This is a genomic window from Acidisoma cellulosilyticum (genome assembly GCF_020621385.1).
GTDB classification, from domain to species: Bacteria; Pseudomonadota; Alphaproteobacteria; order Acetobacterales; family Acetobacteraceae; genus Acidisoma; species Acidisoma cellulosilyticum.
In genome coordinates this window covers 303,009-329,450 of the sequence record NZ_JAESVA010000004.1, presented here as the reverse complement: position 1 = coordinate 329,450, position 26,442 = coordinate 303,009, and the positions used below count along the sequence as shown (strand labels likewise).

The 26,442-nt window shown below is 62.0% G+C and carries 25 protein-coding genes; 7 read left to right on the top strand and 18 right to left on the bottom strand.

The genetic code is table 11. The features are described from left to right. Positions 1 to 258: 258 nt before the first annotated feature. From ACELLULO517_RS13810 to ACELLULO517_RS13795, 4 genes are all read right to left on the bottom strand, one after another. On the bottom strand, positions 259 to 1,794 hold the full coding sequence (locus tag ACELLULO517_RS13810) for a sugar ABC transporter ATP-binding protein (protein WP_227307986.1): 1,536 nt from the start codon (positions 1,792 to 1,794) through the stop codon (positions 259 to 261). 1 nt (position 1,795) lies between these two features. Continuing rightward, positions 1,796 to 2,764, bottom strand: a complete 969-nt coding sequence (locus tag ACELLULO517_RS13805; RefSeq protein ID WP_227307985.1) for an ABC transporter permease — start codon at positions 2,762 to 2,764, stop codon at positions 1,796 to 1,798. A gap of 10 nt (positions 2,765 to 2,774) precedes the next feature. After that, on the bottom strand, positions 2,775 to 3,818 hold the full coding sequence (locus ACELLULO517_RS13800) for an ABC transporter permease (protein WP_227307984.1): 1,044 nt from the start codon (positions 3,816 to 3,818) through the stop codon (positions 2,775 to 2,777). Between the two features lie 132 nt (positions 3,819 to 3,950). Continuing rightward, positions 3,951 to 4,991 (bottom strand): sugar ABC transporter substrate-binding protein, encoded by a 1,041-nt coding sequence (locus tag ACELLULO517_RS13795; RefSeq protein WP_227307983.1) that lies wholly within the window; start codon positions 4,989 to 4,991, stop codon positions 3,951 to 3,953. A 152-nt stretch (positions 4,992 to 5,143) separates the two neighbouring features. Between ACELLULO517_RS13795 and ACELLULO517_RS13790 the strand changes: the two genes are divergently transcribed. Genes ACELLULO517_RS13790 through ACELLULO517_RS13770 form a run of 5 tightly spaced genes read left to right on the top strand, consistent with a single transcriptional unit; the run spans position 5,144 to position 10,367 of the window. After that, positions 5,144 to 5,893, top strand: coding sequence for a GntR family transcriptional regulator (locus ACELLULO517_RS13790; protein WP_227307982.1), 750 nt, complete (start codon positions 5,144 to 5,146; stop codon positions 5,891 to 5,893). Positions 5,894 to 5,918: 25 nt separating this feature from the next. Continuing rightward, entirely contained in the window at positions 5,919 to 6,659 is a 741-nt protein-coding gene (locus tag ACELLULO517_RS13785; RefSeq protein WP_227307981.1) for an SDR family NAD(P)-dependent oxidoreductase, read from the top strand. Positions 6,660 to 6,702: 43 nt separating this feature from the next. Further along, on the top strand, positions 6,703 to 8,169 hold the full coding sequence (locus ACELLULO517_RS13780; protein ID WP_227307980.1) for a mannitol dehydrogenase family protein: 1,467 nt from the start codon (positions 6,703 to 6,705) through the stop codon (positions 8,167 to 8,169). 9 nt (positions 8,170 to 8,178) lie between these two features. Continuing rightward, positions 8,179 to 9,378 (top strand): mannonate dehydratase, encoded by a 1,200-nt coding sequence (uxuA, locus tag ACELLULO517_RS13775; RefSeq protein ID WP_227307979.1) that lies wholly within the window; start codon positions 8,179 to 8,181, stop codon positions 9,376 to 9,378. After that, entirely contained in the window at positions 9,375 to 10,367 is a 993-nt protein-coding gene (locus tag ACELLULO517_RS13770) for an aldo/keto reductase (protein ID WP_227307978.1), read from the top strand. The genes uxuA and ACELLULO517_RS13770 overlap by 4 nt, the downstream gene beginning before the upstream one ends. 36 nt (positions 10,368 to 10,403) lie before the next feature. On the opposite strand, the gene ACELLULO517_RS13765 is transcribed toward ACELLULO517_RS13770, so the two are convergent. Continuing rightward, on the bottom strand, positions 10,404 to 11,111 hold the full coding sequence (locus tag ACELLULO517_RS13765; RefSeq protein WP_227307977.1) for a GntR family transcriptional regulator: 708 nt from the start codon (positions 11,109 to 11,111) through the stop codon (positions 10,404 to 10,406). A gap of 104 nt (positions 11,112 to 11,215) precedes the next feature. On the opposite strand from ACELLULO517_RS13765, the gene ACELLULO517_RS13760 reads away from it, so the two are divergent. After that, complete coding sequence (locus ACELLULO517_RS13760) at positions 11,216 to 12,247, top strand: phosphotransferase (protein ID WP_227307976.1); 1,032 nt, start codon at positions 11,216 to 11,218, stop codon at positions 12,245 to 12,247. 48 nt (positions 12,248 to 12,295) lie between these two features. On the opposite strand, the gene ACELLULO517_RS13755 is transcribed toward ACELLULO517_RS13760, so the two are convergent. The 8 genes from ACELLULO517_RS13755 to pxpA all read right to left on the bottom strand — a co-directional run bounded on the left by ACELLULO517_RS13755 (position 12,296) and on the right by pxpA (position 20,510). Next, on the bottom strand, positions 12,296 to 13,291 hold the full coding sequence (locus tag ACELLULO517_RS13755) for a 5-oxoprolinase subunit C family protein (protein ID WP_227307975.1): 996 nt from the start codon (positions 13,289 to 13,291) through the stop codon (positions 12,296 to 12,298). Further along, positions 13,288 to 14,151, bottom strand: a complete 864-nt coding sequence (locus ACELLULO517_RS13750) for a 5-oxoprolinase subunit B family protein (RefSeq protein ID WP_227307974.1) — start codon at positions 14,149 to 14,151, stop codon at positions 13,288 to 13,290. The genes ACELLULO517_RS13755 and ACELLULO517_RS13750 overlap by 4 nt, the downstream gene beginning before the upstream one ends. A gap of 16 nt (positions 14,152 to 14,167) precedes the next feature. After that, on the bottom strand, positions 14,168 to 14,995 hold the full coding sequence (locus ACELLULO517_RS13745) for an ABC transporter permease (RefSeq protein ID WP_227307973.1): 828 nt from the start codon (positions 14,993 to 14,995) through the stop codon (positions 14,168 to 14,170). Beyond that, positions 14,992 to 15,882, bottom strand: a complete 891-nt coding sequence (locus tag ACELLULO517_RS13740) for an ABC transporter permease (protein WP_227307972.1) — start codon at positions 15,880 to 15,882, stop codon at positions 14,992 to 14,994. Before ACELLULO517_RS13740 ends, ACELLULO517_RS13745 begins: the two co-directional genes overlap by 4 nt. Before the next feature lie 19 nt (positions 15,883 to 15,901). Further along, a complete protein-coding gene (locus tag ACELLULO517_RS13735; protein ID WP_227307971.1) occupies positions 15,902 to 17,101 on the bottom strand; it encodes a type 2 periplasmic-binding domain-containing protein in 1,200 nt (399 codons plus the stop codon). 27 nt (positions 17,102 to 17,128) lie between these two features. Further along, positions 17,129 to 18,220, bottom strand: coding sequence for an ABC transporter ATP-binding protein (locus ACELLULO517_RS13730; RefSeq protein ID WP_227307970.1), 1,092 nt, complete (start codon positions 18,218 to 18,220; stop codon positions 17,129 to 17,131). A 99-nt stretch (positions 18,221 to 18,319) separates the two neighbouring features. Continuing rightward, a complete protein-coding gene (locus ACELLULO517_RS13725; RefSeq protein WP_227307969.1) occupies positions 18,320 to 19,777 on the bottom strand; it encodes a hypothetical protein in 1,458 nt (485 codons plus the stop codon). A gap of 10 nt (positions 19,778 to 19,787) precedes the next feature. Then, complete coding sequence (gene pxpA / locus ACELLULO517_RS13720) at positions 19,788 to 20,510, bottom strand: 5-oxoprolinase subunit PxpA (RefSeq protein WP_227307968.1); 723 nt, start codon at positions 20,508 to 20,510, stop codon at positions 19,788 to 19,790. Positions 20,511 to 20,712: 202 nt separating this feature from the next. Between pxpA and ACELLULO517_RS13715 the strand changes: the two genes are divergently transcribed. After that, positions 20,713 to 22,080, top strand: a complete 1,368-nt coding sequence (locus ACELLULO517_RS13715) for an aspartate aminotransferase family protein (RefSeq protein ID WP_227307967.1) — start codon at positions 20,713 to 20,715, stop codon at positions 22,078 to 22,080. Between the two features lie 174 nt (positions 22,081 to 22,254). Here ACELLULO517_RS13715 and ACELLULO517_RS13710 read toward each other — a convergent pair whose 3' ends face one another. The 5 genes from ACELLULO517_RS13710 to ACELLULO517_RS13690 are packed head-to-tail and all read right to left on the bottom strand — an operon-like array spanning position 22,255 to position 26,436. After that, positions 22,255 to 22,473 (bottom strand): acetyl-CoA carboxylase biotin carboxyl carrier protein subunit, encoded by a 219-nt coding sequence (locus ACELLULO517_RS13710; RefSeq protein ID WP_227307966.1) that lies wholly within the window; start codon positions 22,471 to 22,473, stop codon positions 22,255 to 22,257. Positions 22,474 to 22,488: 15 nt separating this feature from the next. Continuing rightward, positions 22,489 to 23,469, bottom strand: coding sequence for a 5-oxoprolinase subunit C family protein (locus tag ACELLULO517_RS13705; protein WP_227307965.1), 981 nt, complete (start codon positions 23,467 to 23,469; stop codon positions 22,489 to 22,491). Continuing rightward, on the bottom strand, positions 23,466 to 24,335 hold the full coding sequence (locus ACELLULO517_RS13700; RefSeq protein WP_227307964.1) for a 5-oxoprolinase subunit B family protein: 870 nt from the start codon (positions 24,333 to 24,335) through the stop codon (positions 23,466 to 23,468). The genes ACELLULO517_RS13705 and ACELLULO517_RS13700 overlap by 4 nt, the downstream gene beginning before the upstream one ends. Beyond that, on the bottom strand, positions 24,332 to 25,711 hold the full coding sequence (locus ACELLULO517_RS13695) for an acetyl-CoA carboxylase biotin carboxylase subunit (protein ID WP_227307963.1): 1,380 nt from the start codon (positions 25,709 to 25,711) through the stop codon (positions 24,332 to 24,334). Before ACELLULO517_RS13695 ends, ACELLULO517_RS13700 begins: the two co-directional genes overlap by 4 nt. Continuing rightward, on the bottom strand, positions 25,711 to 26,436 hold the full coding sequence (locus ACELLULO517_RS13690; RefSeq protein ID WP_227307962.1) for a LamB/YcsF family protein: 726 nt from the start codon (positions 26,434 to 26,436) through the stop codon (positions 25,711 to 25,713). The genes ACELLULO517_RS13695 and ACELLULO517_RS13690 overlap by 1 nt, the downstream gene beginning before the upstream one ends. Positions 26,437 to 26,442 lie beyond the last annotated feature (6 nt).

Sequence of the window (26,442 nt, the reverse complement as noted above, 5' to 3'; positions counted from 1 at the left end):
CCTAGAGTCAGTCGAAACAGGCGGAGGAGTGTCTTGAATATGGGAATTGCCTCCGGCTCCTCCTTCCGGTGACGGCTTCTCGTGTAATCTTTAATGTTTACACGTGTCAATATGTCCGCACGCCTCGGCAGGCCGGATTTTTGGGGGAGAATTAGCGATAGCGCCGGGTTTTGGGAAAAGCTTTGCCGCGTCAGATGTCACATCTGGCGGCCAATGCATCGACACGCGGCAAGTCCCTGGACTTGCCGCGCCGTAAGATCAGGCAGGCACAGCCGCGTGACCCGCCTCATGGTGAATGAGGTTCATGATAGCCTGGCTCATCCGGTCGTAAACGCCATCGTTTTCGACCTCACCCTGGATAAGATAGTTATCCAGGACAGCGATGCGATCAGCGAGCGAGATCATCTCCGGCATATCGCTGGTAATCAGCACCACCGCGGTGCCGCGATCGGCCAGCTCGCGGATCAATTGGTGAAGATAGGCTTTCGTCTTGATGTCGATACCGACGGAGGGTTCGTCGATGATGAGGATCTTGACGCCGGCCGCCAGCCATTTGGCGACGCTGATCTTCTGCTGATTGCCGCCGGATAGATTGGCCACCACCTGGGCCAGGCTCGGCGTCTTCACCTCAAGCTGCTCCAGAAACGGCAGAACGGCCTTGCGCACCGCCGCATCCGACAGACGGCCGAACCGCCCGGCAAGCTTGCGCCACACCACGATGCCGGCATTGGCCAATACCGAATGGGAGAGCACCAGCCCGTCGCTTTTCCGATCCTCGCTGACATAACCCAGTCCGTAGCGATGGATTGCGTCCGCTACCGAATTGATACGCGCCGCCTGCCCGTCGATCAGAACCTGCCCGCCGGTCACCCGAATACGGCCCATGATGGCCTTGGCAAGCTCCGTACGGCCAGCGCCGACCAGACCGTAAAGCCCCAGAATCTCGCCTTGGCGCACGGAGAAAGAGATGTTGCGGTGTCCGGCGGCGGTCGCGACGTCCTGCAGCGCCATCGACACCGGCCTGGCCGTGACATCGCGCTTGCGCCAGCCCCCGGCCTGCTCGTTGCGCCCGATCATGAAGCGCACCAGATCCTGCCGGTTCATACCCTGCATGGATTGGCTTTCGCAGGCATTGCGACCATCGCGCAGCACCGTGACACGATCACAAATCTCCAGCACTTCCTCAAGCTTATGGCTCACGAAAACAAGACTGACGCCGCTATCGCGCAACCGCCTCAAAATGGAGAACAGCGTCTGGGATTCGCTCGGGGTCAAGGATGCCGTCGGCTCATCCAGCAAAAGCACGCGGCTGCGCAGCGACAATGCCTTGGCGATCTCGACAAGCTGGGTCTGGGCGACCGAGAGTTCCGATACCGGCCTTGTCGGGTCCACATCCAGTTCGATCTCGTCCAGCCATTGCCGCGCCTGGCGATTGAGTTCGGCATAGTCGATCGGCCGCAAGGGACGGCCGACGAGCTGCTCCAGATGGATATTCTCGGCCACCGAAAAGCGCGGGATGAGGTTGCGCTCCTGATGCACGACGCCGATGCCGGCGGCCAGCGCCTCGCGCGTATTGGCGAAGTGAACCCGATTGCCGTCGAGCAGAATCTCACCCGATGTCGGTCGGTGAACGCCGGTAATCACCTTGATGAGCGTCGATTTGCCGGCGCCGTTTTCACCAAGAAGCGCGTGGATGGAGCCAGGCAGCAAAGACAGCGATACGCCGCCGAGCGCCTTGACGCCCGGGAAGATCTTTTCAACACCACGGGCTTCGAAGACAGGGTTGGATGTCATGTCACGCCCTTCTGGCAATGAGATGCGTTTCGCGCAGACGATTGATACCGACGGCCGCCAAAATCAGCAGACCCAGCACCACCTGCACCAGGAAGGGGTCGATGGAAAACACAACCAGCGCCTGGGTGATCAACGCCACCATCGCGACACCCAAAAGCGTCGTGACAACGCTGACATGACCGCCGGAAAGCACCGCCCCACCGATCACCGGTGCGGCGAAAGACAGGATCAGCCAGTCATCCCCGATCGAGGGCTGGCCGAGTTGCAGGCGGGCCACCAGCAGCATGCCGGCGCAGGCCGCCAGAAAGCCCGAGATCGCATGGGCCAGAATGACAACGGACCGCACGGAGATACCCGAGAGTGACGCGGCATGTTCGTTGCCGCCGACCGCGAGGATGAACCGGCCGATGGGCAGCCTTGTCAGCAAAAACCACAGGGCGACGGCTATGATAGCCGTCGGCACGGCGAGCATGGGGATCAGTCCGAACAGCGCCGCATTGCCGAAATGCTTCACGCTGGCGGCGATGCCGTAAAATGGCTGAGCCTGGGTAATGCCTAGATTGATGCCCTTATAGATCGCAAGCGTCGCCAAAGTGATGACGAAAGCCGAAATACCGGTGGCGGAGATCAAGGCGCCGTTGAGCGCACCACAGAAGATGCCAATCAGCAGCGACAGGATCGCGGCGAGTGCGACCGGCAGATGCCATACCTGCATCATGCCGGCGAAGGCGATGGCCGCAAGACCACCGATGGCGCCCACCGACAGGTTCATCTGCCCGATGGCAATAATGATCATCTGCGAGAAAGCGATCAGGGCATTGATGGCAAGGGCAATCAGAAGCGTCTGGATATTATAGGGCGAGAGGAAGTCCGGGCTGAAACCGCGAATGATCGCAATCGCCGCGAGCGTGACAACCAAAGGCCCGAACCAATCGGCTTGTGCCAGGCGGAGAAGAGATTGCTTTGACACGCTGCGATCCTCACGCAAGGTTGCGATAAGCGAGATAGCTGCGGCGCGCCTTGTCCAGGAACATGGCAAGCAGCAGAAGCAGACCAAGGAAGGTCTGTACCCAGAAGGCGCCGAGTTGCATCAGCAGCAGGCCGCTGGTGAGCATCGAGACAAGCGCCGCTCCGAGGCAGGTGCCGAACACCGGCGCTTTGCCGCCGTTGAGCACCGCCCCACCCAGAACCGGTGCCAGAAAGGCCGGCAAAAGCCAGTCCTGCCCAAGCTGCCCCGCCATGGACGGGATAGCGGCGCCGTTGCGCGCGACCAGCATCAGCGCGGCCACCGTCGCCAAAGCGCCCGAGAGCATATGGCACAAGGTAATGATTCGTCCGGTGCGGATGCCGGAGAGTTCAGCCGCCTCCCGCCGCGCGCCGGTCGCCAGCATTTCGCGACCCAAGACACTGCCGCGATAGAGCGCGGCGAGTGCCAAAGCCACGGCCAGGGCCAGAAGCAGCAGCGGAGAGACATCACCCAAGACCTTCATGCTGCCAAAATGCACGAAGCCGAAGGGAATGTTACGATAGGCTTCCGCCCGCGTCAGGAAGATCATGACGCCATAAAAAATGCTCATGGTCGCAAGCGTGATGATAAAACTATGCAGGCCGGTCCGCACGACGGCAAATCCGTTGACCGCGCCAAGCGCCGCACCCAGGGCAAGCGCCAGCAAAAGCGCAATCGGCCAAGGCAGATGCAATACCTGCAGCGCATAGCCACAGAGCATGGCAGCGCAAACGCCAATGGCACCGACGGCGAGGTTCAATCCGCCGGTGACGATGACGGTCATCATCGACAGCCCGATCATGATATTGACGGCGGTGTTACGTCCCAGCGTGAACAAGTTGAAATGGCTGGTGAAGCCATGCGTCATCGTGCCGAAGACGAGCGCGAATATCACGATCAGCAGGATGAGGCCGAATTCGTTGGAGATGAAGATGCGGCTGCGCGGCAGGCCGGACCGCAACGCGGAGGTCGCTGCGGGAAGAGCAGCGGCCGAGGATGTATCGTATGACAGCGGCATGAGACGATCCTTGAACGCCGGAATCGGAGGGGGCCGCCCGCTCTCGCCGGACCGGGCCGCCCACGGCATGGAATTGGCCGCCGCCCGGCGGGGACAGGCGCGCAGACGCCCGCCCCGCCGGGTCCGTTGAATTTACTTGCAGGTCAGATAAGTCGTCGCAAATGTCGACAGAAGCTGCTTGGTTTTATCCTGCATCGTCTGGACGTAGCTGTCGACGTCATGCGCGTCGACGAAGGCGGTTCCAGAATCGATAAACTTCTTCGTCAGGGCATTGGACTTGAACGGTGCATCCGCCTTGACCTGGCATCCAGACCGCAGCTTATCGACCGCATAGGCACCGATATAGGCCTGACCGTAAGGATTCTGGATCATCGTGCCATCGACATAGCCATCCTTGATCGCCTGAAGCACGACCTGATCGGTATCGATCGCCACCATATGAATACGCTTGTCGCCGATCTTGCGCAGCGCATTGGCCGCGACGACCGACGGCACCCAGGCGGTCGAGATGATGCCATCGACATCATTCGCGTGCGCGGCCAGATAGGCATTGACCTTCTCCGCCGCCGGTTCCGGCGCATCGATATCGGCGATGACCTGCACCACCTGGTCGCCGGACTCTGTCGCGGCTTTCTCGACCGCGTCGATACGAAGCTGGGTATTGGGATCCGCCAGGAAACCGGTCAGATGCAGGATACGCTTCTTGCCCGGCCCCATCGCGCGAATAAGCTGCTTCGTGCCGAGATAGGCGGAATTTCCGGTATCGGTCGCGAGGCAGAAGGCCGCATCGGACGGGTCCTTCAAGCAGCCGCCGGCGGTGACGACGGGCGCGCCGTTCGAGACCATCTCGCTGACGGTCGAGACCGAACCGACGGGATCGCCCGGGAAGATCACGAAACCGTTATAGCCTTGAGCAAGCAGGCTTTCGAGAAGTTCGTTTTGCTCCGACAATTGCCATTGCTGCGGCACCTTGAAGTCTGCGGCCTTGAGGCCGAAGGCTTTAGCGGCATCCGCACCGCCCTGTTTCCAGGTCGCGAAATACGGATGCGGTCCAGGCGGGACAAGCGCCACCATGGTATCGCTGGCCGCATAGACAGGCCCGATGGCAGCGCATCCGAAGGCGCCGGCAACGAGAAGAGCGCGCATGACGCGCGGCATGCTTCGTCTCAACATCTTGGAATTTCTCTCCTGCACTCTTTTTGTTGGTTGCGGCGGAGCCGCTTCTTTCAGGTCTTGAGCCCGTTTCCGCCTCTTGCAAGGACGGGTTGGACACTATAACACTTGTATCCAAGTTGCAAATGGAATTTCGGTTGAAGGCGCATCGCATGTCACTTCGCGCGATCAAGACGCCTGCTGCGGAGGAAAAAGGGACGCTGCTGGGCAAGGCTGGGCTGGAGGGGCTGGACCTGGTGTTGGACCGCCAGCGCTCCGCCACCGATCAGGTCCATGCGGCCCTCCGCCAAGCTATCATCGCTGTGCGGCTCGCGCCTGGCAGTCCGATCAGCGAGAACTCGATCTGCCGGCGCTTCGACGTGTCCCGCACCCCGGTTCGCGCGGCCTTGCAGCGCCTGACCGAGGAAGGGCTGGTTTATGTCTATCCACAAATCGGCAGCTTCGTCGCGCCGATCCGTCTGGCCGGGCTTCAGGACAATCACTTCATCCGACGGTCGTTGGAAGTGGCGCTGCTGCGCGAGGTCGCGCCGCGCTGGACGCCGGATATGAGCCTGCGCATGCGCCAGTCGATCGCGCAGCAAAAGCAGGTCATCGCGAAGGGGGACGGCGACGGCTTCTATCATGCCGATGAGGAATTCCATCATCATCTGGCAAGCTTCGCGGGACGCGAGGGTGTGTGGCAGGCGATACTGGCCGCCAAGGTCCAGCTCTCCCGGTTTCAGCGCTCCTGGCAAACCAAGGAGCGGCTGCCCGACGTGATCCGCGAACATACGGCGATTATCGATGCCTTGGACCAGCACGACCTTGCCGGCGCCGAAACGGCGCTGCTGACGCATCTGGACATGATCTTCGTGATCTTCGCGCGCCTTCCCGAGGCACAGCGGCAAAGTCTGTTTGAATGAATAAAATGAACGGGGGAAAAAACCCATGGAACTGACAGGAAAGACCGCGTTGGTCACCGGTGCCGCCGGCGGCATCGGCAGCGCAATTGCCGCCGCATTGGTGCAAGCCGGCGCCCATGTCCTGGCCGTCGATCGGGACGCGGACAGCGCTGCTCGGCTGGCCCAAACCTTGGGCGCATCCTGCGAAGCGATGGTCGCGGATCTGAGCGACGCGGAGGCTGTGCGGGTCTTGGCCCACACGGCCGAAGCAAAGCGCGGTGCGATCGATATCCTGGTCAATAACGCAGGCATCCTGTCGCCCAATAAGCTTGCGACGACGACGCTGGAAGAATGGCACAGGCTGATGGCAATCAACCTCGATGCGGCCCTTCTGCTCACGCAGGCCGCGATGCCGGGCATGATCGCCAAGCGATGGGGGCGTGTCATCAATATCGCGTCCTATGCCTGGAAATCGGGCGGCCTGACGGCCGGCACGGCCTATGCAGTGTCCAAGGCCGCCCTGGTTGGCCTGACCTATTCGACGGCCCGTGAACTGGCGCCCAAGGGCGTGACCGCGAATGCGATCGCCCCCGCCTATGTCGTTTCGCCCATGATCATGGAACAGCTCTCGGAAGAGGACCGCAACCGGCAGCTTGCCGCCATTCCCGTGGGCCGGCTCTGCGAGCCGGAGGAAGTGGCACATACGGTGCGCTTTCTTGCCTCACCGCTCTCCGGCTTCATGACCGGCGTCGTCATCGACATGAACGGCGGCCTTCAGTTTGGTTGAACTGGCAAAAATACACCCAACGGCGGGATAAAAGGAGGACAGCTTGTCGATCCCTCGCCTTTCCGAATCCGTTTTGCCGCGCCTGCCACCCGGCATCGCCGTGCCGGCCTATGACCGCGCGCAGGTCGCGCCCGGCATTGTGCATCTCGGTGTCGGGGCTTTTCATCGCGCCCATCAGGCCTTGTTCATCGATGATGTCCTTGGCCGTGGCGAGACCGATTGGGGCATCATCGCGGCCTCCCTGCGCAGCGCCGATACGCGCGACGCCATCGGGCCGCAAGACAATCTCTATACCTATTGCGAGCGCAATGGAGAAAGCGAATCCTTGCGGATCGTCGGCTCCATCCTGGAAACGCTCGTCGCGCCGGAAGACCCTGAGCGGCTGATCCGATGGTTGAGCGATCCGCGCATCCGCATCGTCACCCTCACCGTGACCGAGAAGGGCTATCTCGCCAATCTCGCGGAGCGCCGGCTGTTGCACGACCATCCGGACATCCGCTGGGATCTCGCTCAACCGGAAGCCCCACGCACCATCTACGGCTTCCTGCTGGCTGCCATCCGCAGGCGACGCGCCGACGGCGCGATGCCGTTGACCTTGCTGTCCTGCGACAACCTGCCAGCGAATGGACGCGTGCTGCGGGCGCTGCTGCTGGAATTTGCGGAACGCGCGGACCCGAGCCTGGTCGCGCATATCGCGCAGGACATTGCTTGTCCCTGCGCCATGGTGGATCGCATCGTGCCGGCAACCAGCGATGCCGACAGGGCAACAGTCGCCGCCAGGCTTGGCGCGACCGACGCCTGGCCGGTCGTCGCCGAACCCTATTTCCGTTGGGTCATCGAAGACCGGTTTCCGCATGGCCGGCCGAAGCTTGAATTCTCCGGGGTCGAATTCGTGGCCAACGTCGAACCCTATGAGCATATGAAGCTGCGCATGCTCAACGGCGCGCATACGGCCATTGCCGCCATCGGGCAGATCGCGGGACTGGAGACGGTGGCCGATGTCTATGGCGACCCCCGCGCGCGTCGTTTCATCGACCGCTACTGGCGGGAGGTCGCGCCCACGCTTTCGCCCGAAACCGATGGCCCCGGCTACACGCGCGGCCTCCAGGACCGGTTTGCCAATCCCGCGCTCAGACATCGCACTGTGCAAATCGCCTCCGACGCCTCGCAGAAAGTGCCGCAGCGTCTTCTGGCGCCACTGGCTGAACGCATGCGCGACGGACAGGCGCATGGCGCCGTGCTGATGGCCTTGGCGCTGTGGATCCGCTCCTGCGCTGCGCGGAGCGAGGGTGGATTGCCCACCGTCATTCACGACCCGGCCTTCAACGCCTGGCATTCGCCTGATCAGGCGACGCTGTCGCCCGAAGCAATCATCGACGCCTTCCTGGGCTTCGACCTTGTCTTCGGACCTGAATGGCGGGCCAAGCCGGGTTTCGCGGCCGCGCTGACGGAAGCCTATCGCAGGATCAGTACCGCCGGCGCTTTGGCGGCGCTCGACCAATTCGACTGAGGAGCGAAGATGCAAGAAACTTGGCGCTGGTTCGGCGAAGCCGACCCGATTTCGCTGGAACACGTGCGGCAGGCGGGCGCCGCGGGCGTGGTGACGGCCTTGCACGATATTCCCGATGGTACCGCCTGGCCGGCCGATGCGATCCTCCGCCGCAAGGCGATGATCGAGGCCGCCGGCCTGACCTGGTCGGTCTGCGAATCGATCCCGATGGAGCAGAGCGTGAAGCGCGGCGACCGCGATGCGCCGCGCGCCATCGCACGATGGAAAGACACGCTAGCCAATCTCGGGCGCGCCGGCGTGCCCACCGTCTGCTACAACTTCATGCCTGTGGTGGATTGGACAAGAACGGACTTACGTTGGCCCACGCAACGTGGCACAGGCTTGGCCCTGCGCTTTGAAATGACTGCCTTCGTGGCTTATGACATTTTCATCCTGCAACGCCCTGGTGCTGCGAACGACTACGACCCAGCCTTGGTTCTCCGTGCCGAAGCGATCGCCAGCGCCATGAGCGCGGAGGACAAGCATCGCCTGGAGCAGAATATCATCGCTGGCCTGCCCGGCGGCGCTTTGGTGCAGACGCGCGCTTCCATCACCGGTCTGCTCGATTCCTACAAGGGAATTGACGACGCGACGATGCAAGGCAACCTGATCGCTTTTCTGAAGGAGGTCGCGCCGGTCGCCGAGGAATACGGCATATGGCTCGGCATCCATCCCGATGACCCACCCTTCCCGCTCTTCGGATTGCCGCGTGTCGTATCCAAGCCGCAGGACGTCCGCGCCATCCTTGCCGCTTATGACAGCGCTCATAACGGCCTCACGCTCTGCACGGGCTCCTATGGCGCACGCGCGGATAATGATCTGGTTGCCATGGCGACGGAATTCGCGGGCCGGATCAATTTCGCGCATCTGCGGAACGTGACGACGGAGCCTGACGGCTCGTTCTTCGAGGACGATCATCTGGATGGCGGCGTTGATATGGCAGCGGTCGTTGAGGCGCTCCTGCGGGAGGAGCGGCGTCGTTTGGCCTGCGAAGATCCCCGCCCCGCCATTCCCTTCCGGCCGGATCACGGCCATCTGCTGGGCGACGACGCCGTCAAGGCAACCAATCCTGGATATTCCTATATCGGGCGCGTCAAGGGTCTCGGCGAATTGCGCGGCCTGATCAAAGCGACCGACCGTGGTCTCAACCGAGAGGAAATGCAATCATGAACCGACGCGAACTCGGCCAGACGGGCCTGACGCTCACGGAATTTTCCTTCGGCGCGGCCGGGATCGGCAATCTCTACCGCGAAGTGTCGCGCGAAGACGCGATGGCGACGCTGGATCTCGCCTGGGAAGCCGGCATCCGGTATTTCGACACGGCGCCGCATTACGGCCATGGGCTTTCTGAGCGTCGCACCGGCGATTTCCTGCGCGGCAAACCGACGGGCTCCTATGTTCTGTCAACGAAAGTCGGCCGCCTGCTGAAACCTGTGCCGGAGCATGAGATTCCCGATCACGGTTTCGTCCGGCCTTTGCCCTTCGCGCAGGTCCATGATTACAGCTATGACGGCATCATGCGGTCCTATGAGGACAGCCTGACGCGACTGGGGATGAACGCGATCGACATCCTCTATATCCACGACCTTGAAACCGCGACACTTGGAGCGGACTCCTATCACCACCATTTCGGCGTCTTTATCGACAGCGGCCGGAAAGCGCTGGAGTCGCTGAAATCCTCCGGCGCCGTGAAAGCTATCGGGCTGGGCGTGAACGAAGTGCCCGCTTGCCTCAATCTGCTCGCGCATATGCCGCTCGACGTCATTCTATTGGCCGGGCGCTACACGCTGCTCGACCGTTCTGCTGAGCCCGCGTTGATGGAGCTTTGCCGCCGGAATGGAACGCGTCTTGTGATCGGCGGCGTGTTTAACTCGGGCATCCTGGCGACCGGCGCGCGGCCAGGTGCCACCTTCAACTATACCGAAGCCTCGCCCCAGATTATGGACCAGGTGCGTGCGTTGGAAAACGCGGCGACCGCCAGCGGGTCAAGCCTGGCAACCGCCGCGATGCATTTCCCGTTGCGCGAACCCATGGTGACAAGCGTGCTGATCGGCACCGGCAGCCCCGCCAGCCTGCGGCGCAATGTGGCGATGTTCGGCCAATCGCTGCCGGATGCGACTTGGGATGCTCTGGACATTGCCCGGCTGAGCTCAAGCTAAGACCGGCCCGTGACGAACGGATGATCGCGACCGCGGTCAGGCCCCGATCAAGGCCTCGACCGCGGACTCGCTTTCTAGCTGCGGCGTCAAAGTCAGCGCCGCGGTGTCGATATCGATACGGACGCTGTCTCGCACACCTTCCGCGTCCTTTTTGGCGAGAAGTTCCAGAATGATGAAGTGAAGATTATTGGCCTTGGGCACATAGACGATATCGTCGAACAGATGCGTGAAGAACGGCCCGACCTGACACCACAGATCCTCGATCATAGACAGAAGAATCGGCGATTCGGCACATTCATAGATACCGAAATGAAAAGCCCGGTTGAGATGGACGTAAGCGTGAATGTCCTGCCGCGCGATCGCATCCTCAATTTTCGCGACGATCTGCCTTAGCTCATCCAATTGGGCGGGCGTCATCCGCGTCGCCGCGCGTTCCGCCGCCATGCCTTCCAAGGCGCAGCGGATGCGCGTCAACTCCGCGAAGCGACTGTCCGACAGATAAGGCACGATGATCGAGCGGTTGGACTGCAGCACCAGCATGCGTTCCGCTACCAGACGCTGCAGCGCTTCGCGCACCGGCGTCGGCGAAATGCCATAGGCTTCCGCCACCGTCCGAATGACAAGCACATGGCCGGGCGCGAAATCACCGGCCGTAAGGGCTTTCTTCAGGGCGGCATAGGCACGGTCGGTCAGGGTTTCATGGCTGAGCTTCAGCAAGGCAGCGGCCTCTATCCTCTTGAACAATTTCGCGTCTTAGCATGCAGGCAGTCGTTTCTAGCACCTATCGCCGAGCTTTTTATGATGGTATATCATGTATCATCGAATTGAAAAACGAGCCCGCTGACCCTATGGATAGCCGATTTACAGACCAAGTCCTGCCCATTTCGATCGGTGAGGCCGAAAATTTCGTTAGCCGACATTTCGATATCCAAGCCAAGGCGCATCCCCTGGGCAGCGAGCGGGATCAGAATTTCCTGATCCAGGCTTATGACGGCGCGGAATATCTGCTCAAAATAACGCATCCTGGTGAGGCGCTTGATAGCACAGCCTTCCAGACCGCTTGCCTCCGCCATATTTCAGCGGTCGATTCCTCTCTTCCGGTTCCACGCGTCCTCGATGACCGTACCGGCAATCCCCATGTCCGCGCAACCTGGGCCGGGGTGGAACGCACCGCCCGCATGCTCACCTTCCTGGCCGGCGAGCCTTTGCATCTTGGCGCGCGCGATGCCGCGCAAAGGCGCAAAATAGGCGAAACGCTTGCTGTACTTGATGCCGCACTCGCAAGCTTCCCTGGCCCCTTCCCGACCTTGGACATCATCTGGGACATGAGCCGGGCCGCATCGATCAGGCCGCTGATCAGCGCTATCCCGGATGCCGAACAGCGCAGCATGGTCGAAGCTCGTCTGGCGGCCTTCGAGAACCGCGTCTTGCCGCGCCAGACCGGGCTTGCCACGCAACCCATCCATAATGACTTCAATCCCCATAATCTGCTGGTATCGCCGCAGGACCATCGGCAGATTACCGGCATCATCGATTTCGGCGATATCGCCGTCGCCCCGCGCATCTATGACCTGGCGGTCGCCGCCAGCTATCAGGTGCTCGATGGCGAGCACCCCTTGCAGACTGCCTCCGAAATCGTCGCCGGCTATCATTCCTTGACGCCGCTGACCGAAACCGAAGTCGCGCTATTGCACGATCTCATTCCAATGCGTCTGGCCCTTGCCGTTTCCATCACCGGTTGGCGCGCCGAAATGCATCCTGAGAACCGGGATTACATCTTGCGGAATAGCCCTGGCGCCTGGCGCGCGCTTCATCAACTCAGCCGCATCAGCCCCGCGGAGGCAGAGGATTATTTCCACGCTGCCAATGGCCGAGGCTGATAATGCCGGCCGCAGGCGTCGCCTTGAAGCGACCCCTGCGATGCTCAGTCACAGCGGTCCCAAAGCCTGGCTGGCCGTGCAGATAAGATCCTGCCGGCGACGCATCTCATGTGCGTCATCAAGCGTGACCGGCGTGAAGCGGATCTGCTGACCTGGCCGGATCTGCCCAAGCTTCCAAAGTGCCGCACTCGGCACGGTGAAGGGATTTATGAAACCGCCCGTGCTCGGCGCATCCTGCAACAGGATAATGGGCGTCTGGCCGGCGATATTGATGCCGCCGACGGGATAGCCGTGATCCAGGATATTGGCCGGATCCTGACCATGTTCCGGCAATTTGTCATAGGCACGCGGTGCGAAGGCAATGCTTGGTCCTTTAAGGCGCATACCGGTCCGATTGCTTTGCGCCAGCACCGTCCAATTCGCTGCCAGGAAGCCCGCCGCACCCGCATCGCCCAGCCAGTCATCATTGGGGCCAGCGACGACCTCGACGGACACTATCTTTCCGGTTTCGATCGGCGGTCGCATCGCGGGCAGAATCTGCTGCGCCATCACAGGGCCGGCGGTCTCACCCACGGGCAGAACCTGCCCGGCCTTGATCGCGAAACCCTCGACCCCGCCAACCCCCGCCATATGGAATGTGGCGCGGGAACCCAGCACTTTCGGCGTATCGATGCCGCCCGCGAAGGCGATATACATGCGCGCGCCGGTGCGACCGCCGCCGGTCGCCAGCACCTGGCCGGCGCGGACGGGCAGGCTTTGCCACAAGGCAACTGCCGCGCCGTCAAGGCGTGGCATCATCTCGGCCCCCGTCATGGCGATGACGCCATCTGCCAGAAAGCGCAAACTCGGCCCCAGGAACTGACATTCCAAAGCCGCCGCATCCCGGTCATTGCCGACCAGCAGATTGGCAAGCCGGAAGGACCAGGCATCCGCCGGACCGGAGGGCGGAAACCCCTGCTCCCAATGTCCGATACGACCCGGCAATTCCTGCACGCAGGTCTCAAGCCCCGGTTCGACAACCTCGAAGAAAGGACGGCTGCTCATGCGGCATGCTCCAGCTTGCGCAGCCAAGTCCGGTAATTGGCCATCGAGAATTTTTGGTAATCAACCACGGAATGCACGTAACGACCTTCGCTAACCTTGGCCTCTATGTAATCGTATTCATCGCGCTCGATGGGAATGAAGCGGACTCGGTCACCGGGCCGGAACAGAGCCAGATTGTCCCTGAAGGCCGGCAATTTCTGTTCCCGATCCCAGATCGGCACCGGCGTGCGAGCAAAAATCTGATAGCCGCCCGGCGTCCGATCGGGATAGATGCAGGTGATGGCGCCGCCGATGCCAATGGCACCCTTGGGTGTCCAGGATCGCGGCGGATTGTATTTCGGCGCCACGATGCGCGAACGCGGGTCGAGCGGCATCAGCGAACACAGGCCGGGCCAGAAGCCCAAAGCCGCAACCCAATATTCCGGCGCCGCGTGCAACCGCTTCAAGTGACTGCGCCCGGCAAGATTGTTCAAGGCACAGAGCAGTTCCGGGTCTTCGGTCTTGTCCGTCACGCGGCTACGATAGTCCGCGATACAGGCTTCGGTCCAAGGATCGAAATAGAGGATGGGAATATTGATCAGCCGGCTGTCGAGCTCGATATCGCCCGCACCCGACGACAAGGCGTAAAGCTGCTCCACCTCGCGGCAGACATCCGCGAAGGACATGCGGTCCGCGTCATAGGAAATCTGCATCGAGGCCATCTCAGGGATAAGCTCGATGACCCCCGGCAGATCGGCCGCCCGAATGGCGGCGGCCAGCGCATGCACCGCGATATTGAGGTCGAAACTCATCTCATTGCCGAGTTCGACTTCGATATAGCGGTCGCCGGCCGGATAGAATCTAGGCGTTTCGTAGATCATGGCGGATCAGGCGCTGTCAGCGCCCCTTCTCGATGCGAACAAAGATGAACCAGAAGACAAGGCAAAGCAGCGGCAGCACGACGGCCAGAATCACGGTCGCGAGCGAGAAGATGATCGGTATCTGCGATTGCTGGGACGAGGCCATGGTCCAGTTCCAGATCGGCATCGTCGTGGCCGTGCCGCGCAGAAAGATCGAGCGCTGCACTTCATTGAAGGACAGCAGGAAGCCGAACAGGCCGGCACCGATAATGGCCGGCCGCAGCAGCGGGAATTCGATATCCCAGAACCGCCGCCAGGGTCCGGCACCAAGGTCGGACGCGGCCTCCAGCAGACGATGGTCGAACCTTGTCGTGAGAACCAGGACGATGATCAAAGCGAAGGGGAAGGACCAGATCACATGGCCGAGCATGATCGACCAATAGCCGAGATTGAGACCGAGCAGAACGCGGAGGAAAATGAACAGCGCCGCCCCGAGTGAGACACCCGGAATGAACAGCGGCAATAGCGCGATGAGCACGATGGTCCCGGCGCGCGGCGATCGCGGAATGGCGCGACCGACGAAACAGGCGATAACGGCTGTGATCAGCCCGACAAGCAAGGCGATACCAAGGCTGATCAGAAACGGCCCAGTCCATCCCGGCGTATGCACCAAGGCGGCATAATTGGTCAGCGACAGCGGATAAGGAATGCCCGACAGCGGCCGCGTGCTGAAGGACAACAGAGCGAGCCAGGCGAGTGGCGCGTAGATCAGGATCAGCAAGCCCCAGCCTGACCATTTCGCAAGGCCCGGCCAGATCCGCGCATAGCTCCATAAATCGCGTGACGGGGCAACAAGATTGCTCATGACTTCATGGACCGGAAAACCTCGCCGAACCTCACGAAGCGGCGCATGGCCAGGGTGAGGATCAGGAGCAGCAGGGCGAGAAGCACGACGACGAAGGTGGAGAGCGCCGCCACCATGGGCACGCGCAAGGCGGAATAGGCGCTGGAGATCGAATTGCTCAAAACATCGACGAAGCCGCCGCCCAGCATGCTGGGTTCCACCCAGGCCGCGAGCGCGGAGCCGAGCGTGAAGACGATGCCGCCCAAAATCCCGGGCAGCGATAGCGGCAGGATGATATCTCTCAGCACGCGGAACGGCGAACCGCCGAGATCCTGACAAGCTGCGATCAGCGTATCGTCAATGACATTGATCGCCATATAGATGGGCAGAACCATCATCGGGAAATTGCTGATGACCATGACGAAATGGACCGGCCATTCCGTGTAAAGCAACCAATGCTGCGGTGCGGACGCAATATGGGTCGCGAGCAGAAAATTGTTGATCAGCCCATGCTCATCAAGGATCGGCCGCCAGACGATGATGCGCGACGACAGATCGATAAAGAAGGGAATGGTCAGAAGTGCGAGCGCGATGGCCTGAACCGTCCGGCTGGTCTTTCCCTTCGCGAGCCAGAGTGCGAAGGGAAAGCCGATAGCCAGATCGATCAGGGTCACGGTCAGCGCAATGCGCAGCGTCCGCAGCGTCACCTCGAAACGGCCCGAGGAGAAGAGATCGTTCCAGGTATACAAGCTCGGCTTGTATACCGTCATGAAATACTGTGTCTGAAAGAAGCTGAACACAATCAACACGACAAGCGGAGCGATCACGAGAAGCGACCACACCCCGATGAAGCAAGGCAAAGCCCAACGCCCGTCGCCAAGGTTGAGCCTCTGGGTGAGGTTGCGCATCACGCCGACAGAGTCCTGATCAAGCGTTGAGGAATCGCTGCCACTCATCCTCGATCGCGTCGGCATGCGAGGGCGTGGTGGTGCTGACGAAAGGCTTCTGGAACTTGCGGTCGACCTTGACCTGCGTCGCCTTCAATTCCGCGATCTGATCCGCCGACCAGTTATGGGCCTGGGCATAGGCCACACCCAGATCCATATTGGGGCCTGCGTAACCGCGATCCCGCGCCTGATAGGCACGATACTCGCCGTCCATGAAGTAGTTCAGAACCTTATAGATATTGTCGAGATTGCCACGGCTGGCCGCCTGCGAGGCGATATAGGCGCCGTGACCCCATTTGTAATAGCCCTCGACCGTATAGGCGTAGCAGACCGCGTTCGGCCCAAGCTTCTTATTCGCTTCGCGGGCCGCCGGCTCCCAGCAATTGATGATATCGACTTCGCCGTTGGTCAGTAGCTGGATCTGCTGCTCGAAGGAGTTTTCGAGCGTGCGAAACTGGCCGGCCTTCTTGCGGGCGACAAGAAAATCCACGACGGCGCGGGCTTCTTCGCCGGTCGGATCGCCGGGATTGTCGATCTTCGCCTTGCCGGTCGCCTTCAGATAAAGCGCGGCGGAGGGCAAGGAATAGTTCCAGGTCTGATCGAAAGCGGCGCGGCCACGGGTTTTGTCGCTGTCAAGCAGCATGCCCCAGGAGACGTCGTCCAGGCCGTTCGGATTGACGCCGATCTTGCTGGCGATATAGCCGAAACTATCGGCATTGCCGATAACCGGCGTGCCCCACTGCTTTCCGTCCGAACCCACCACGACACCGGAATGCTTCCACGCGTCCGGTGTCCGGCTCCACAGCGTCAGCTCCTTCTGATTGACGTCGATCGGCAGATAGGCGCCATGCGGCCCAAGGATATTCTGCGTGCCACCCTCGAAAATGAAGATGTCTTCGCTATTGCCCAGGCCGGACTGCATCACCGCCTGCATATAGACGCCGACGTCATTGTTGGAACCGGTGTAATTCATCGTGATGCCGAGCGACTTCTGCATCACCGACCAGTCGGTCAGCTGCGCCGTGGTTACGCCATAGGCGCGCACGGTCGTGCTCTCGGCCGCATCCGCCTGCTGGGCCAAGCCGCCCGTGGCCGCCACCGCTGCCAGGCCGAGCGCGCCCTTGAACATATCACGACGGCTCAATTCGAGCTGCGTGTGCGTCGAAAACCTATCCTTCATACCAGTCTTCCTGTTTGAAAAAGCGGGTTACTGAGGAACGACCACGCAATCCGCTTCGCTGCAGCGAACGGCTGCAAAATCGGCGAAGCTGTTTGCCTTGTCCCAGACGCGGAAACGCAGCGGGCCGGCATCGGACTCCGCGCGCTGATCAACATATTTGCCGCGATAGAATCGTTCGGTCGGGCGGCAAGGCAAAAGGTTGAGGGCGTCGCTCGCAACATCGGCCGGCGCGAAGCGCTCGGCACGGACGGCGAGAACGGCGTCACTGCCCTCGGACAGCGCATCCTGCACGACGGTCGTCGCGTGAAAAACCCGACCGGCCACGCGCACGACCACGCGGCCACCCGCCAGTTTGTGCTCCACCCGGCAAGGCAGAAGATTTTCGAAACCCATGAAGGACGCCGCAAAGCGGCTGACGGGCCGATCGAACAACTCCTCCGGCCGACCCGCCTGCTCCACCCGACCATGACGCATCAACAAAATGCGGTCGCTCATGGTGAGCGCTTCTTCCTGGCTATGGGTGATATAGATGAATGTCATGCCGAGCGTCTTGTGAAGCTCGACCAATTCCGTCTGCATGTCATAGCGCAGCCGTTCGTCCAACGCGCCGAGCGGTTCGTCCAGCAGAAGCAGCGCCGGCCGCGTGACGATGGCGCGCGCCAAAGCCACGCGCTGCCGTTCGCCGCCCGAAAGCTGCCCAATGCGGCGGGCAGATTTCTGGTGAAGGCGAACCAGGTTCAGCGCCTCGTCCACGCGCCGACGGCGCTCATCCATCGGCACGCCGCGGATCTTCAAGCCATACGCGACATTCTCCTCCACCGACATATGGGGAAACAACGCGTAGCTTTGGAAAACGGTCGTGCAGTTGCGCTGCGCCGCCGGAAGATTGGCGACGTCTTCGCCGCCGATAAGCAAGGCGCCCACGGAATGCGGACGTTCGAGCCCGGAGATGACGCGCAGCATCGTGGTTTTGCCTGAGCCGCTTTCGCCCAGAATAGTGAGGAATTCGCCCCGCGCGGCCGTAATGGAGACGTGGTCGAGCGCAACCACAGGCCCATAGCGATGCACGATGTCTCGTGCCTCCAGCATTGTCGCCGATTGGGTTGCCGCCTTAGCCAAGACTAACCTCGTCATTTGGTCTATGATATATGCTATACCATTGCATGGGGCCCAGAGTGCGGCAACCATCAATTCGTGCAACCACCGCCTTAAATTCCGTCAATCCGAGATGATTGCCGCTATTCTGAGCATTGTGGCTGTCGCGGAGACGCCTTTCCGTACAATCCCTGACAGAACCGGCATCGCTTCCCACGGTGCCGTGCCGCATCCCGCTGCCAAGGCCAGCAGACCGGCAGAGAATGTCGTGCGGGCCGCGCGATCTTCGTTGGTGCCGCCGGCATCCACTGCCGCGAGGGAACCGGCCAAGGTCAGGATCCCGTCGCGCGGCGCCCGCAATACGCCGCCGGTCTCCGCCGCGCGCATCTGTGCCAATAGCTTGCGCAGAGCGGCAACACGCGCCTCGGTCTCCTCGCGCCCTTCCCCCGGCACCGGCGCCTGGGTGATGCGCGCCCAACGCCCGGACAGCCGGGCCTCTCGCCGCGCCAATTGCTCTCTGTCGAGCGACAGATAGCGTTGCCGCTCGAAAGCCGCATGAATGTCGCGCTGCCGCTGCGCAATGCGCGATGCATCGCCGGCCGGTCCCTCGAAGCAGGCGACGCCGCGCGACAGCACCAGCCGCTCCGCTCGCCCCAGCATCGCCGGCCGGACGTGGTCGAGACTGACGCCAAGGGCGGGGTCGATCAGCATTGCCCCGGTGGCGACCGCCAAATCCTCCAGCACTGCCACCGCGCCCAAGCCCGCCGCAGGCGGTTGCAGCGCCGTCAGCGTCGCGCCCGGCAGCCTGCCATTGACGACTAGCGTATCAAGCGCCGGCCCCTCTGCACCCCGCGTGATGATCGCGAGCGATTTACCGCGCGTCGCGAATTGGTCCAGCAGCGGCGCCAGACGCCCGAGTGCGGAGAGCCTGTCATTCGCGACCAGAATATAGGGCTGGGCCAGTTCCAGCCTGGCGCCCGTGGCGGGCGGCAAGGCTTGCGACACGGGCTCCAGATTCACCAAAAAGCCTTGCCCGACCTCCAGGCCGCTTTCATCGCGATGCCCGGCCCGCATGTCGATCGCGCCGTCCGGGCCGGCATGGGCGATCGCTTCGGCGAAGATCGCCGCCAGCGCTTCATCCAATCCCTGTGCAAGGGCAAAAGCATGCGGTGCCGGCGCCGGGCTCGACTGCCTTAGTAAGGCCGTGTCAAAGCCAGGGCGCTGTGCGAGCAAGGCATCGGCAAAGGCCGTGGGGCTGGCCCCGGCCGCAATCTGCCGCAGCCCGGCCTCCATCGCGGCACCGATAAAAAGCGCAAGACGGGCCGTGCCGTCGCCCAGATCCCGCTGCGCCTCCGCCAGCGTTTCCTTCAGGATACGACCGCCGATGGAAAGGGCGCCCGTATCCTCGGCACTTTCCCGCACGGCCTCGAACCCGTCTTGCGCAACGCGGGCCTGGCCGCCTCTGTCATACAGAAGCGTCCCGTGCAGAGGCGCGCAGGTCGCGGCCGCCGCGCGCACGCTGCGGTCAAGCGAGCGACGGAGGACTTGCCGCGCTTGCTCATCCATCAGGATCTGAGGCAAGGCGGTACGCCTAAAGCCTGTCGCGCAGCGCAGTATGAACCGCGCGCGCCACATCGGCCGCGCCCGGCGTATCGCTATGGACGCAAATGCTTTGCGCCGTCACCGCGACATCCCGCCCATTGATCGAACGGGTCAGGCCCTCGGTCACGGCGCGGATAACGAGACCACCGACGACATCGGCGGAGACGGGTTCATGCTCTTTGGTAATGATCTGGCGACCGTCATCATCATAATCGAGGTCGACATAGAATTCGCAGGTGAAGGGAACGCCACGCCGCGCGAAGACGTCCGACATGCAGCAATCCGCATTGGCGATCATCGGCAGGCCGAGTGCGAGCGCGGCATCCGCAAGCCCCTCCGCGACATGGTCCAGACGCTGCGCCATGCCCATCAGCGATCCGTGCGGTTTGATATGGGACAGTTTGATGCCTTCCGTCGCGGCGAAGCCCTGCAACGCCCCGGTTTGATAGATCACCATGGCAGCGACCTCCTCGCGCGACACCTTCATCTCGCGCCGCCCGAACCCTTCCCGGTCCGGCAGTCCGGGATGCGAACCGATATTCAGGCCATGCGCTTTCGCCGTCCGCAGTGTCTGCCACATCACGCGCGGATCCGAAGCATGGAAGCCGCAGGCGATATTCGCGTGGGTAACATAGGGCATCAGCGCTTCGTCGCTTCCGAAGCGGTAGATTCCGAAGGCTTCGCCCATGTCGCAGTTAATCGTGACCTTCACTTGGCAATTCCTTGACGCTGCAGATGGCCAATGATACATGATATACCATTATTGGCAATGCCCTATGGGCCTTGCACGACCAAGGCGCGGAAGCGCTAAGCCGGAAGGTGCGACGCGCGCCTGTTCATGATCCGTCAACCTGCTTCAGGAAGCTTTGCCGTCAGACTCCGTCCCTATCAGATCGAAAAAATTTAGGATCACGATGACCTCCACCAGCACCCCGAAGCTCACCAAAGCGTTTCGTGGGGATATGCCCAATAGTTTTGACCCGAGCAGCGCATCCGGCCTCGACGCCGAGGACATCCGGCACATCGAACGCCGCAAACGCCTGCTTGGCCCTGCCTATCGCCTCTTCTACCGGACACCGGTCAAGATCGCGCGCGGCGAAGGCGTGTTTCTCTATGACGACAAGGGCCATCAATATCTGGATGCCTATAACAATGTCGTCTCGCTCGGCCATTCCTCCCCGCGCGTGGTGGACGCAATCAAAGAGCAGCTTGATATTCTCTGCACCCATAGCCGCTATATGCAGGATGGCCTGCTGGATTATGCGGAACGTCTGCTCGCCACCTTCGACGGTGAGATCGGCAGAACCGGCTGCGTCATGTTCACCTGCACGGGCTCCGAGGCCAATGACCTGGCGCTGCGCGTGGCGCGCCACCGCACGGGCAAGCGCGGTGTCATCGTCACCTCGGAAGCCTATCACGGCAATTCCGGCGCGGTGGCGGCCATATCCCCATCGCTCGGAAAGCATTCGACGCTCGATCCCTCTCTGAGAACGGTATCGGCGCCCGACAGCTACCGGATTCCGCTGGCGGAGATCGGTCCGCGCATGGCGGCCGAAGTCGCTCAGCAGATCAAGGATCTTGAACGTCGCGGTGACGGAATTGCGGCCTTCATCGTGGATTCCGTGTTTTCGTCCGATGGTCTCTTTGTCAATCCCACGGATATTCTGGCCCCCGTCGCCGAAATCGTGCGCAAGGCCGGCGGCTTGTTCATTGCGGACGAAGTGCAGTCAGGCTTCGGGCGTACCTGCGATCACCTCTGGGGTTATAGCCGGCATGGCGTCGATCCCGATATCGTCACCATGGGCAAGCCGATGGGCAACGGCTATCCCGTCGCCGGCGCCATTTTCCGCCCCGAAGTCATTGAGGATTTCGGCCGTGACATGCGATATTTCAATACATTCGGTGGCAATACGGTGGCGATAGCGGCGGCCCGCGCCACGCTCGACACAATCCTCAGCCCTGGCCTTCTGACGAATGCCAGCAAGGTCGGCGGCACCCTGCTCGCGGGTCTGCAGCAGCTCGGCCAGCGATATGAGCAGATCGGTGACGTGCGCGGCACCGGTCTTTATTACGGGGTCGAGCTGGTCAAGGATCGCGTCGCCAAGACAACCGATATCGATGTTGGGCTAGCGATCGTGAACGGCCTGCGGGATCGTCGCGTCCTCATCTCCGCCACCGGGCCGGATGCGAATGTTCTCAAAATCCGGCCGCAGTTGATTTTCAGCGAAGCGAATTGCGACCAACTTCTGGACGCGCTCGACAAGACTCTCGCCGCTATCTAGAATTTGTCAGGATTGGAAGCGCGCAAAAATCTGTCATGCGCGGGCCCCGACCCGCGCATCTCCCCACATCCGCAGGCAAGAGGCCGGCGAGGCGCCTCCAGGGGCAGTTCCGCGCAACCAGTGCGCGGATGACGAGGTGAAGGCGGCCAGCCTTCTATCAAACCCTGAAGAGCTCTATTCGAGTTCGATGGCCAGCACGTCGGCGTCAAACCCTTCCTGGTCATTGGCGACGTGCACGGCCTTGACCGTTCCCGCGACGGGCGCGGTATGCGGCACCTCCATCTTCATCACCTCCATGATGAAGAGCGTATCGCCCTCGGCCACGTTATCCCCTGGCTGCACCAAAACCTTCCAGACATTGCCGGCTGTCTGGGTGCGAACTTCCGTCACCATGCCTATCTCCCTCTCTCAACCAGTAATCGCGGTGTCGGTGCAGATCGCGCTCAAAGCCCGCGCCATGCTCTGGGCTTCCGTCACGCTGACGGCCTTGAAGCGATAGAATTCCCCGGGCTTGGATTGCCCGAGCTTCCAGAAAGCCGCCTGCGGCACGGTATAGGGGTTGATGAAGCCGCCCATTGAAGGCCCGTCATTGACCAGGATAATCGGCGTCTGGCCGGCAAGGTTGATGGCACCTAAAGGATAGCCCTGGTCGATGATATTGGATGGTAGGGAGCCGTGTTCCGGCGCCTTGTTCTTCGCCTTCTCGGTAAAACTCCATTCCGGGCCATCAAGCCGGAAACCCGTGCGGTCGGACTTGCCGGAGAGTTTCCAATCGGTCGAGAGAAACCGCTCATGCCCGGCCGCATCGATCCAATCATCATTGGGACCGGCGACCACCTCGATCTCCCACCGGCGATCGGTCGCGATGACAGGTCTCGCCTCAGGTTTTACCTGGCGGCCCGGCTTGGCCGCCGCTGGCGCGGCGCCGACCGGCACGGTCTGGCCGGCTTTTATCGCCTTGCCCTCCATGCCGCCGATACCGGCCTTATGAAAGGTTGCGCGCGATCCAAGCCAAGGTGCCACCTCAATTCCGCCGGCCAGCGCGATATAGGCGCGCGTGCCAAGCTTGGCGAAGGCCATGGCCAGCACCTGGCCCGGCTGCGCCAGAACGCTTTCCCATAGCGGCACCGGCACACCGTCCAGCGTCGGCTGCATATCGGCGCCCGTCACGGCAAACAGGGTTTCCCTGTCAAAGCGCAATGTCGGGCCCATATACTGGCATTCCAACGCGGCCGCACCGACCGGATTACCCACCAGCAGATTGGCGAGGCGGAAGGACCAGCTATCCATAGGTCCCGAAGGCGGAAAGCCCTGGTTCCAATAACCGTAGCGCCCGGGCCAATCCTGAACCGAGGTTTCCAGTCCGGGTTTGATGACCTCAAAGCTCATGACACCCTCCCTGCATTGAGCGATGCCGTCCATTTATTATAGAGCGAGACGGAGAACTTGCCGTAGCCGACCATGTTATACTCATAGGTCCCGTCAGCCACTTCACGCTCGATCGTCTCGAATTCCTCGACCGAGCAAGGCACGAAACGCACCCGATCGCCTGGTTTGAACAGACAAATGGACCCGTCAAAGGCCGCAAATCGCTGCGTCCGATCCCAGATCGGCACGGGCGTGCGCGCAAAGATCTGATAGCCGCCGGGCAGCGCCTCGGGATAGATCGAGGTCGATGCGCCGCCAAGGCCGATGGCGCCAGCCGGCGTCCAGGTGCGCGGCGGATTGTATTTTGGGGCCGTCATCTTGGCCCGTGGGTCCAACGCCATCATGAAGGGCAGGCCGGGCCAGAAACCCAGGGACGCGACCCAATATTCGGTGCCCGAATGCAGGCGCACGAAATGGTCGGTGTCGCGCAGCCCGTTCAATTCCACCATCAAATCCCAATCCGGCGTCTTGGGCGCGATCTTGGCGATATAGTCATCGACGCAGGCCCGCGTCCAAGGATCGAGATAGACCGCTGGGAAATACCAAAGCCGGCTCTCCAGCTCCAAAGCGTCCGATGGCCCCAGACCGGCGACCAGGCGGGAGAGTTCGGTCGTCAGGTCATCGAAACCGATCAGCTCCGGCTCGTAATGCACGAGCATGGAGGCGAAGCAGGGCGCTGTCTCTATCACCCCTTTTATCCGCGCCTCGGCGATCGCGGCGGCCAGCCCCTGGGCAAGGAAATTCAGTTCCAGGTTCATCTCATTGCCGAACTCGACCAGGATATAGCGATCCCCCCCTGGCAAGAAGCGCGGTTCAGGATAGATCATGCGCTTGTCTCTCCGGTTTTGGGCGGAAACAATGCTGCCCGATGGGTGTCGATAAAACCTGTCAGCGTTTGGCCAGCCATGAAGGCTGGATGCGCCAGAAGACGCAGAAGAAATTCACGATTGGTGATGATGCCTTCGATCGTCAATGCGCCCAAAGCCGCCTGCATCCCCGCGATAGCGCTTGGGCGATCCGCCGCATGGACAATGATCTTGGCGAGCAAGGAGTCATAAAAGGGCGTGACGGTATCGCCCTCCCGCACACCGGTATCGATGCGCAGGCCAGCGGCCTCCGGCAATACCAGCCGGGTTATCTTGCCCGGCGAGGGCAGAAACATGCGCTCGGGATTCTCGGCACAAAGACGGCATTCGATAGCATGGCCTTGCGCTGTCAGCCCATCCAGCACAGCGGAACAATCCTCCCCCTGTGCCAGCCGCAGCTGCGCCTGCACAAGATCGACGCCCGTGATCATCTCCGTCACCGGATGCTCGACCTGAATGCGGGTATTCATTTCCAGGAAATAGAAGGCACCGGTTTCGTCATCGACGACGAATTCGATGGTTCCGGCGGAGCGGTAGCCGACCGCCGCCGCCAAGGCCTGCGCGGCCTGGCACATGGCAGCGCGGGTTTCCGGGGTAATGCCAGGGGATGGGCTCTCCTCGACAATTTTCTGGAACCGACGCTGGACAGAGCATTCCCGCTCGAACAGATGGACAGCGCGACCGTCGCCGAGGCCGAAAACCTGCACCTCGACATGCCGTGCTGCCGCGACATAGCGCTCCAGATAGGCGGTGCCGTCTCCGAAGGCCCGCGCGGCCATGGATTGCAGGGCTTCCACCGCGGGCAGCAGGTCCTCGGATTTCGCCACCAGGCGCATGCCGATGCCGCCACCGCCGGCGACCGCCTTGACCAGCAAGGGAAAGCCGACGCGGGCCCCGGCCTCCGCCAAGCCGTCGAAGGCGCCGGGCGCAATGCGCCCGCTCGCCGGCAGCACCGGCACGCCAGCGGCCTCCGCCGCTTCGCGCGCGCGGCCTTTGTCGCCCATCATGGCAATCTGCGCTGGCGTCGGGCCGACGAAGATAAGCCCTGCCGCCTCCACCGCTTGGGCAAAGCCCGCATTCTCGGCCAGGAACCCATAACCCGGATGGATGGCATCGGCGCCCGTCGCCTGGGCGGCGGCGATGATGGCTTCCACCACCAGATAGCTCTGCGCCGGGCGGGCGGGGCCGATGGCGACGGCTTCGTCGGCCGAGGTGACATGCAGCGCTGTCGCATCCGCCTCGGAATGGACAGCGACAGTCGCGATGCCAAGCGCCCGCGCGGCGCGCCCGATACGCACCGCAATCTCCCCCCGATTGGCGATCAGCAGCTTGCGCATCAGCCAGCCTCGGCGCGGATGGCCGCGCGCACGGCCGTCGCGATATCGACGGCATTGGGCGTATCGGAATGAATGCAGATGGTCTCGGCCCCCACCCGCACATCCCGGCCGCCCACCGTCTGCGTCAGCCCTTCCCTGATCGCGCGCGTGCAGCGCGCGGCGGCGAGAGCGGGGTCGACCGCGTCATGCACCTGCGTGATGATCAGACGACCTTCGTCGTCATACTCCAGATCGGCGTAATATTCCGCCAGAAACGGGATGCCACGGGCCGGGAAGATCGTCTCATGCAAGGTGCCGAGCATGCCGAAGACCGGCACTTTGAAGATCTCGGCGACATCGCAGATGGCATGCGCGATATGCTCCAACCGTCCGGCCATGCCAAATAGCGAGCCATGCGGCTTGATATGATTAAGCACCATGCCTTCCGCTTCCAGAAAGCCCTTCAGCGCGCCGACCTGATAGATAAGGCAATTCGCCAGCTCCTCCCGCTTCATCGCCATCTCCCGCCGGCCGAAACCCTGGCGGTCCGGCAGTGACGGATGGGCGCCGACCGCGACCCCCTGCTGCTTCGCCAGCCGGACGGTCGCGCGCATATGGTTGAAGTCTGAGGCATGAAAGCCGCAGGCGACGTTCGCGACATCGATCAGCGGCATCAAGGCCTCATCCTCGCCGAGCTTGTACAGCCCGTAGGATTCGCCCATGTCGCAATTGAGCAGTGCAGGCATCATAAT

Excerpts from the sequence above, each read along its gene's own strand:
- ACELLULO517_RS13770 (WP_227307978.1), top strand. The coding sequence starts at position 9,375 with ATGAACCGACGCGAACTCGGCCAGACGGGCCTGACGCTCACGGAATTT.
- ACELLULO517_RS13790 (WP_227307982.1), top strand. The coding sequence starts at position 5,144 with ATGTCACTTCGCGCGATCAAGACGCCTGCTGCGGAGGAAAAAGGGACG.
- ACELLULO517_RS13795 (WP_227307983.1), bottom strand. The coding sequence starts at position 4,991 with ATGTTGAGACGAAGCATGCCGCGCGTCATGCGCGCTCTTCTCGTTGCC.
- ACELLULO517_RS13715 (WP_227307967.1), top strand. The coding sequence starts at position 20,713 with ATGACCTCCACCAGCACCCCGAAGCTCACCAAAGCGTTTCGTGGGGAT.
- ACELLULO517_RS13735 (WP_227307971.1), bottom strand. The coding sequence starts at position 17,101 with ATGAAGGATAGGTTTTCGACGCACACGCAGCTCGAATTGAGCCGTCGT.
- ACELLULO517_RS13785 (WP_227307981.1), top strand. The coding sequence starts at position 5,919 with ATGGAACTGACAGGAAAGACCGCGTTGGTCACCGGTGCCGCCGGCGGC.
- ACELLULO517_RS13755 (WP_227307975.1), bottom strand. The coding sequence starts at position 13,291 with ATGAGCAGCCGTCCTTTCTTCGAGGTTGTCGAACCGGGGCTTGAGACC.
- ACELLULO517_RS13710 (WP_227307966.1), bottom strand. The coding sequence starts at position 22,473 with ATGGTGACGGAAGTTCGCACCCAGACAGCCGGCAATGTCTGGAAGGTT.
- ACELLULO517_RS13800 (WP_227307984.1), bottom strand. The coding sequence starts at position 3,818 with ATGCCGCTGTCATACGATACATCCTCGGCCGCTGCTCTTCCCGCAGCG.
- ACELLULO517_RS13745 (WP_227307973.1), bottom strand. The coding sequence starts at position 14,995 with ATGAGCAATCTTGTTGCCCCGTCACGCGATTTATGGAGCTATGCGCGG.
- ACELLULO517_RS13740 (WP_227307972.1), bottom strand. The coding sequence starts at position 15,882 with ATGCGCAACCTCACCCAGAGGCTCAACCTTGGCGACGGGCGTTGGGCT.
- ACELLULO517_RS13810 (WP_227307986.1), bottom strand. The coding sequence starts at position 1,794 with ATGACATCCAACCCTGTCTTCGAAGCCCGTGGTGTTGAAAAGATCTTC.
- ACELLULO517_RS13690 (WP_227307962.1), bottom strand. The coding sequence starts at position 26,436 with ATGCCTGCACTGCTCAATTGCGACATGGGCGAATCCTACGGGCTGTAC.
- ACELLULO517_RS13695 (WP_227307963.1), bottom strand. The coding sequence starts at position 25,711 with ATGCGCAAGCTGCTGATCGCCAATCGGGGGGAGATTGCGGTGCGTATC.
- ACELLULO517_RS13705 (WP_227307965.1), bottom strand. The coding sequence starts at position 23,469 with ATGAGCTTTGAGGTCATCAAACCCGGACTGGAAACCTCGGTTCAGGAT.
- uxuA (WP_227307979.1), top strand. The coding sequence starts at position 8,179 with ATGCAAGAAACTTGGCGCTGGTTCGGCGAAGCCGACCCGATTTCGCTG.
- ACELLULO517_RS13700 (WP_227307964.1), bottom strand. The coding sequence starts at position 24,335 with ATGATCTATCCTGAACCGCGCTTCTTGCCAGGGGGGGATCGCTATATC.
- ACELLULO517_RS13750 (WP_227307974.1), bottom strand. The coding sequence starts at position 14,151 with ATGATCTACGAAACGCCTAGATTCTATCCGGCCGGCGACCGCTATATC.
- ACELLULO517_RS13760 (WP_227307976.1), top strand. The coding sequence starts at position 11,216 with ATGGATAGCCGATTTACAGACCAAGTCCTGCCCATTTCGATCGGTGAG.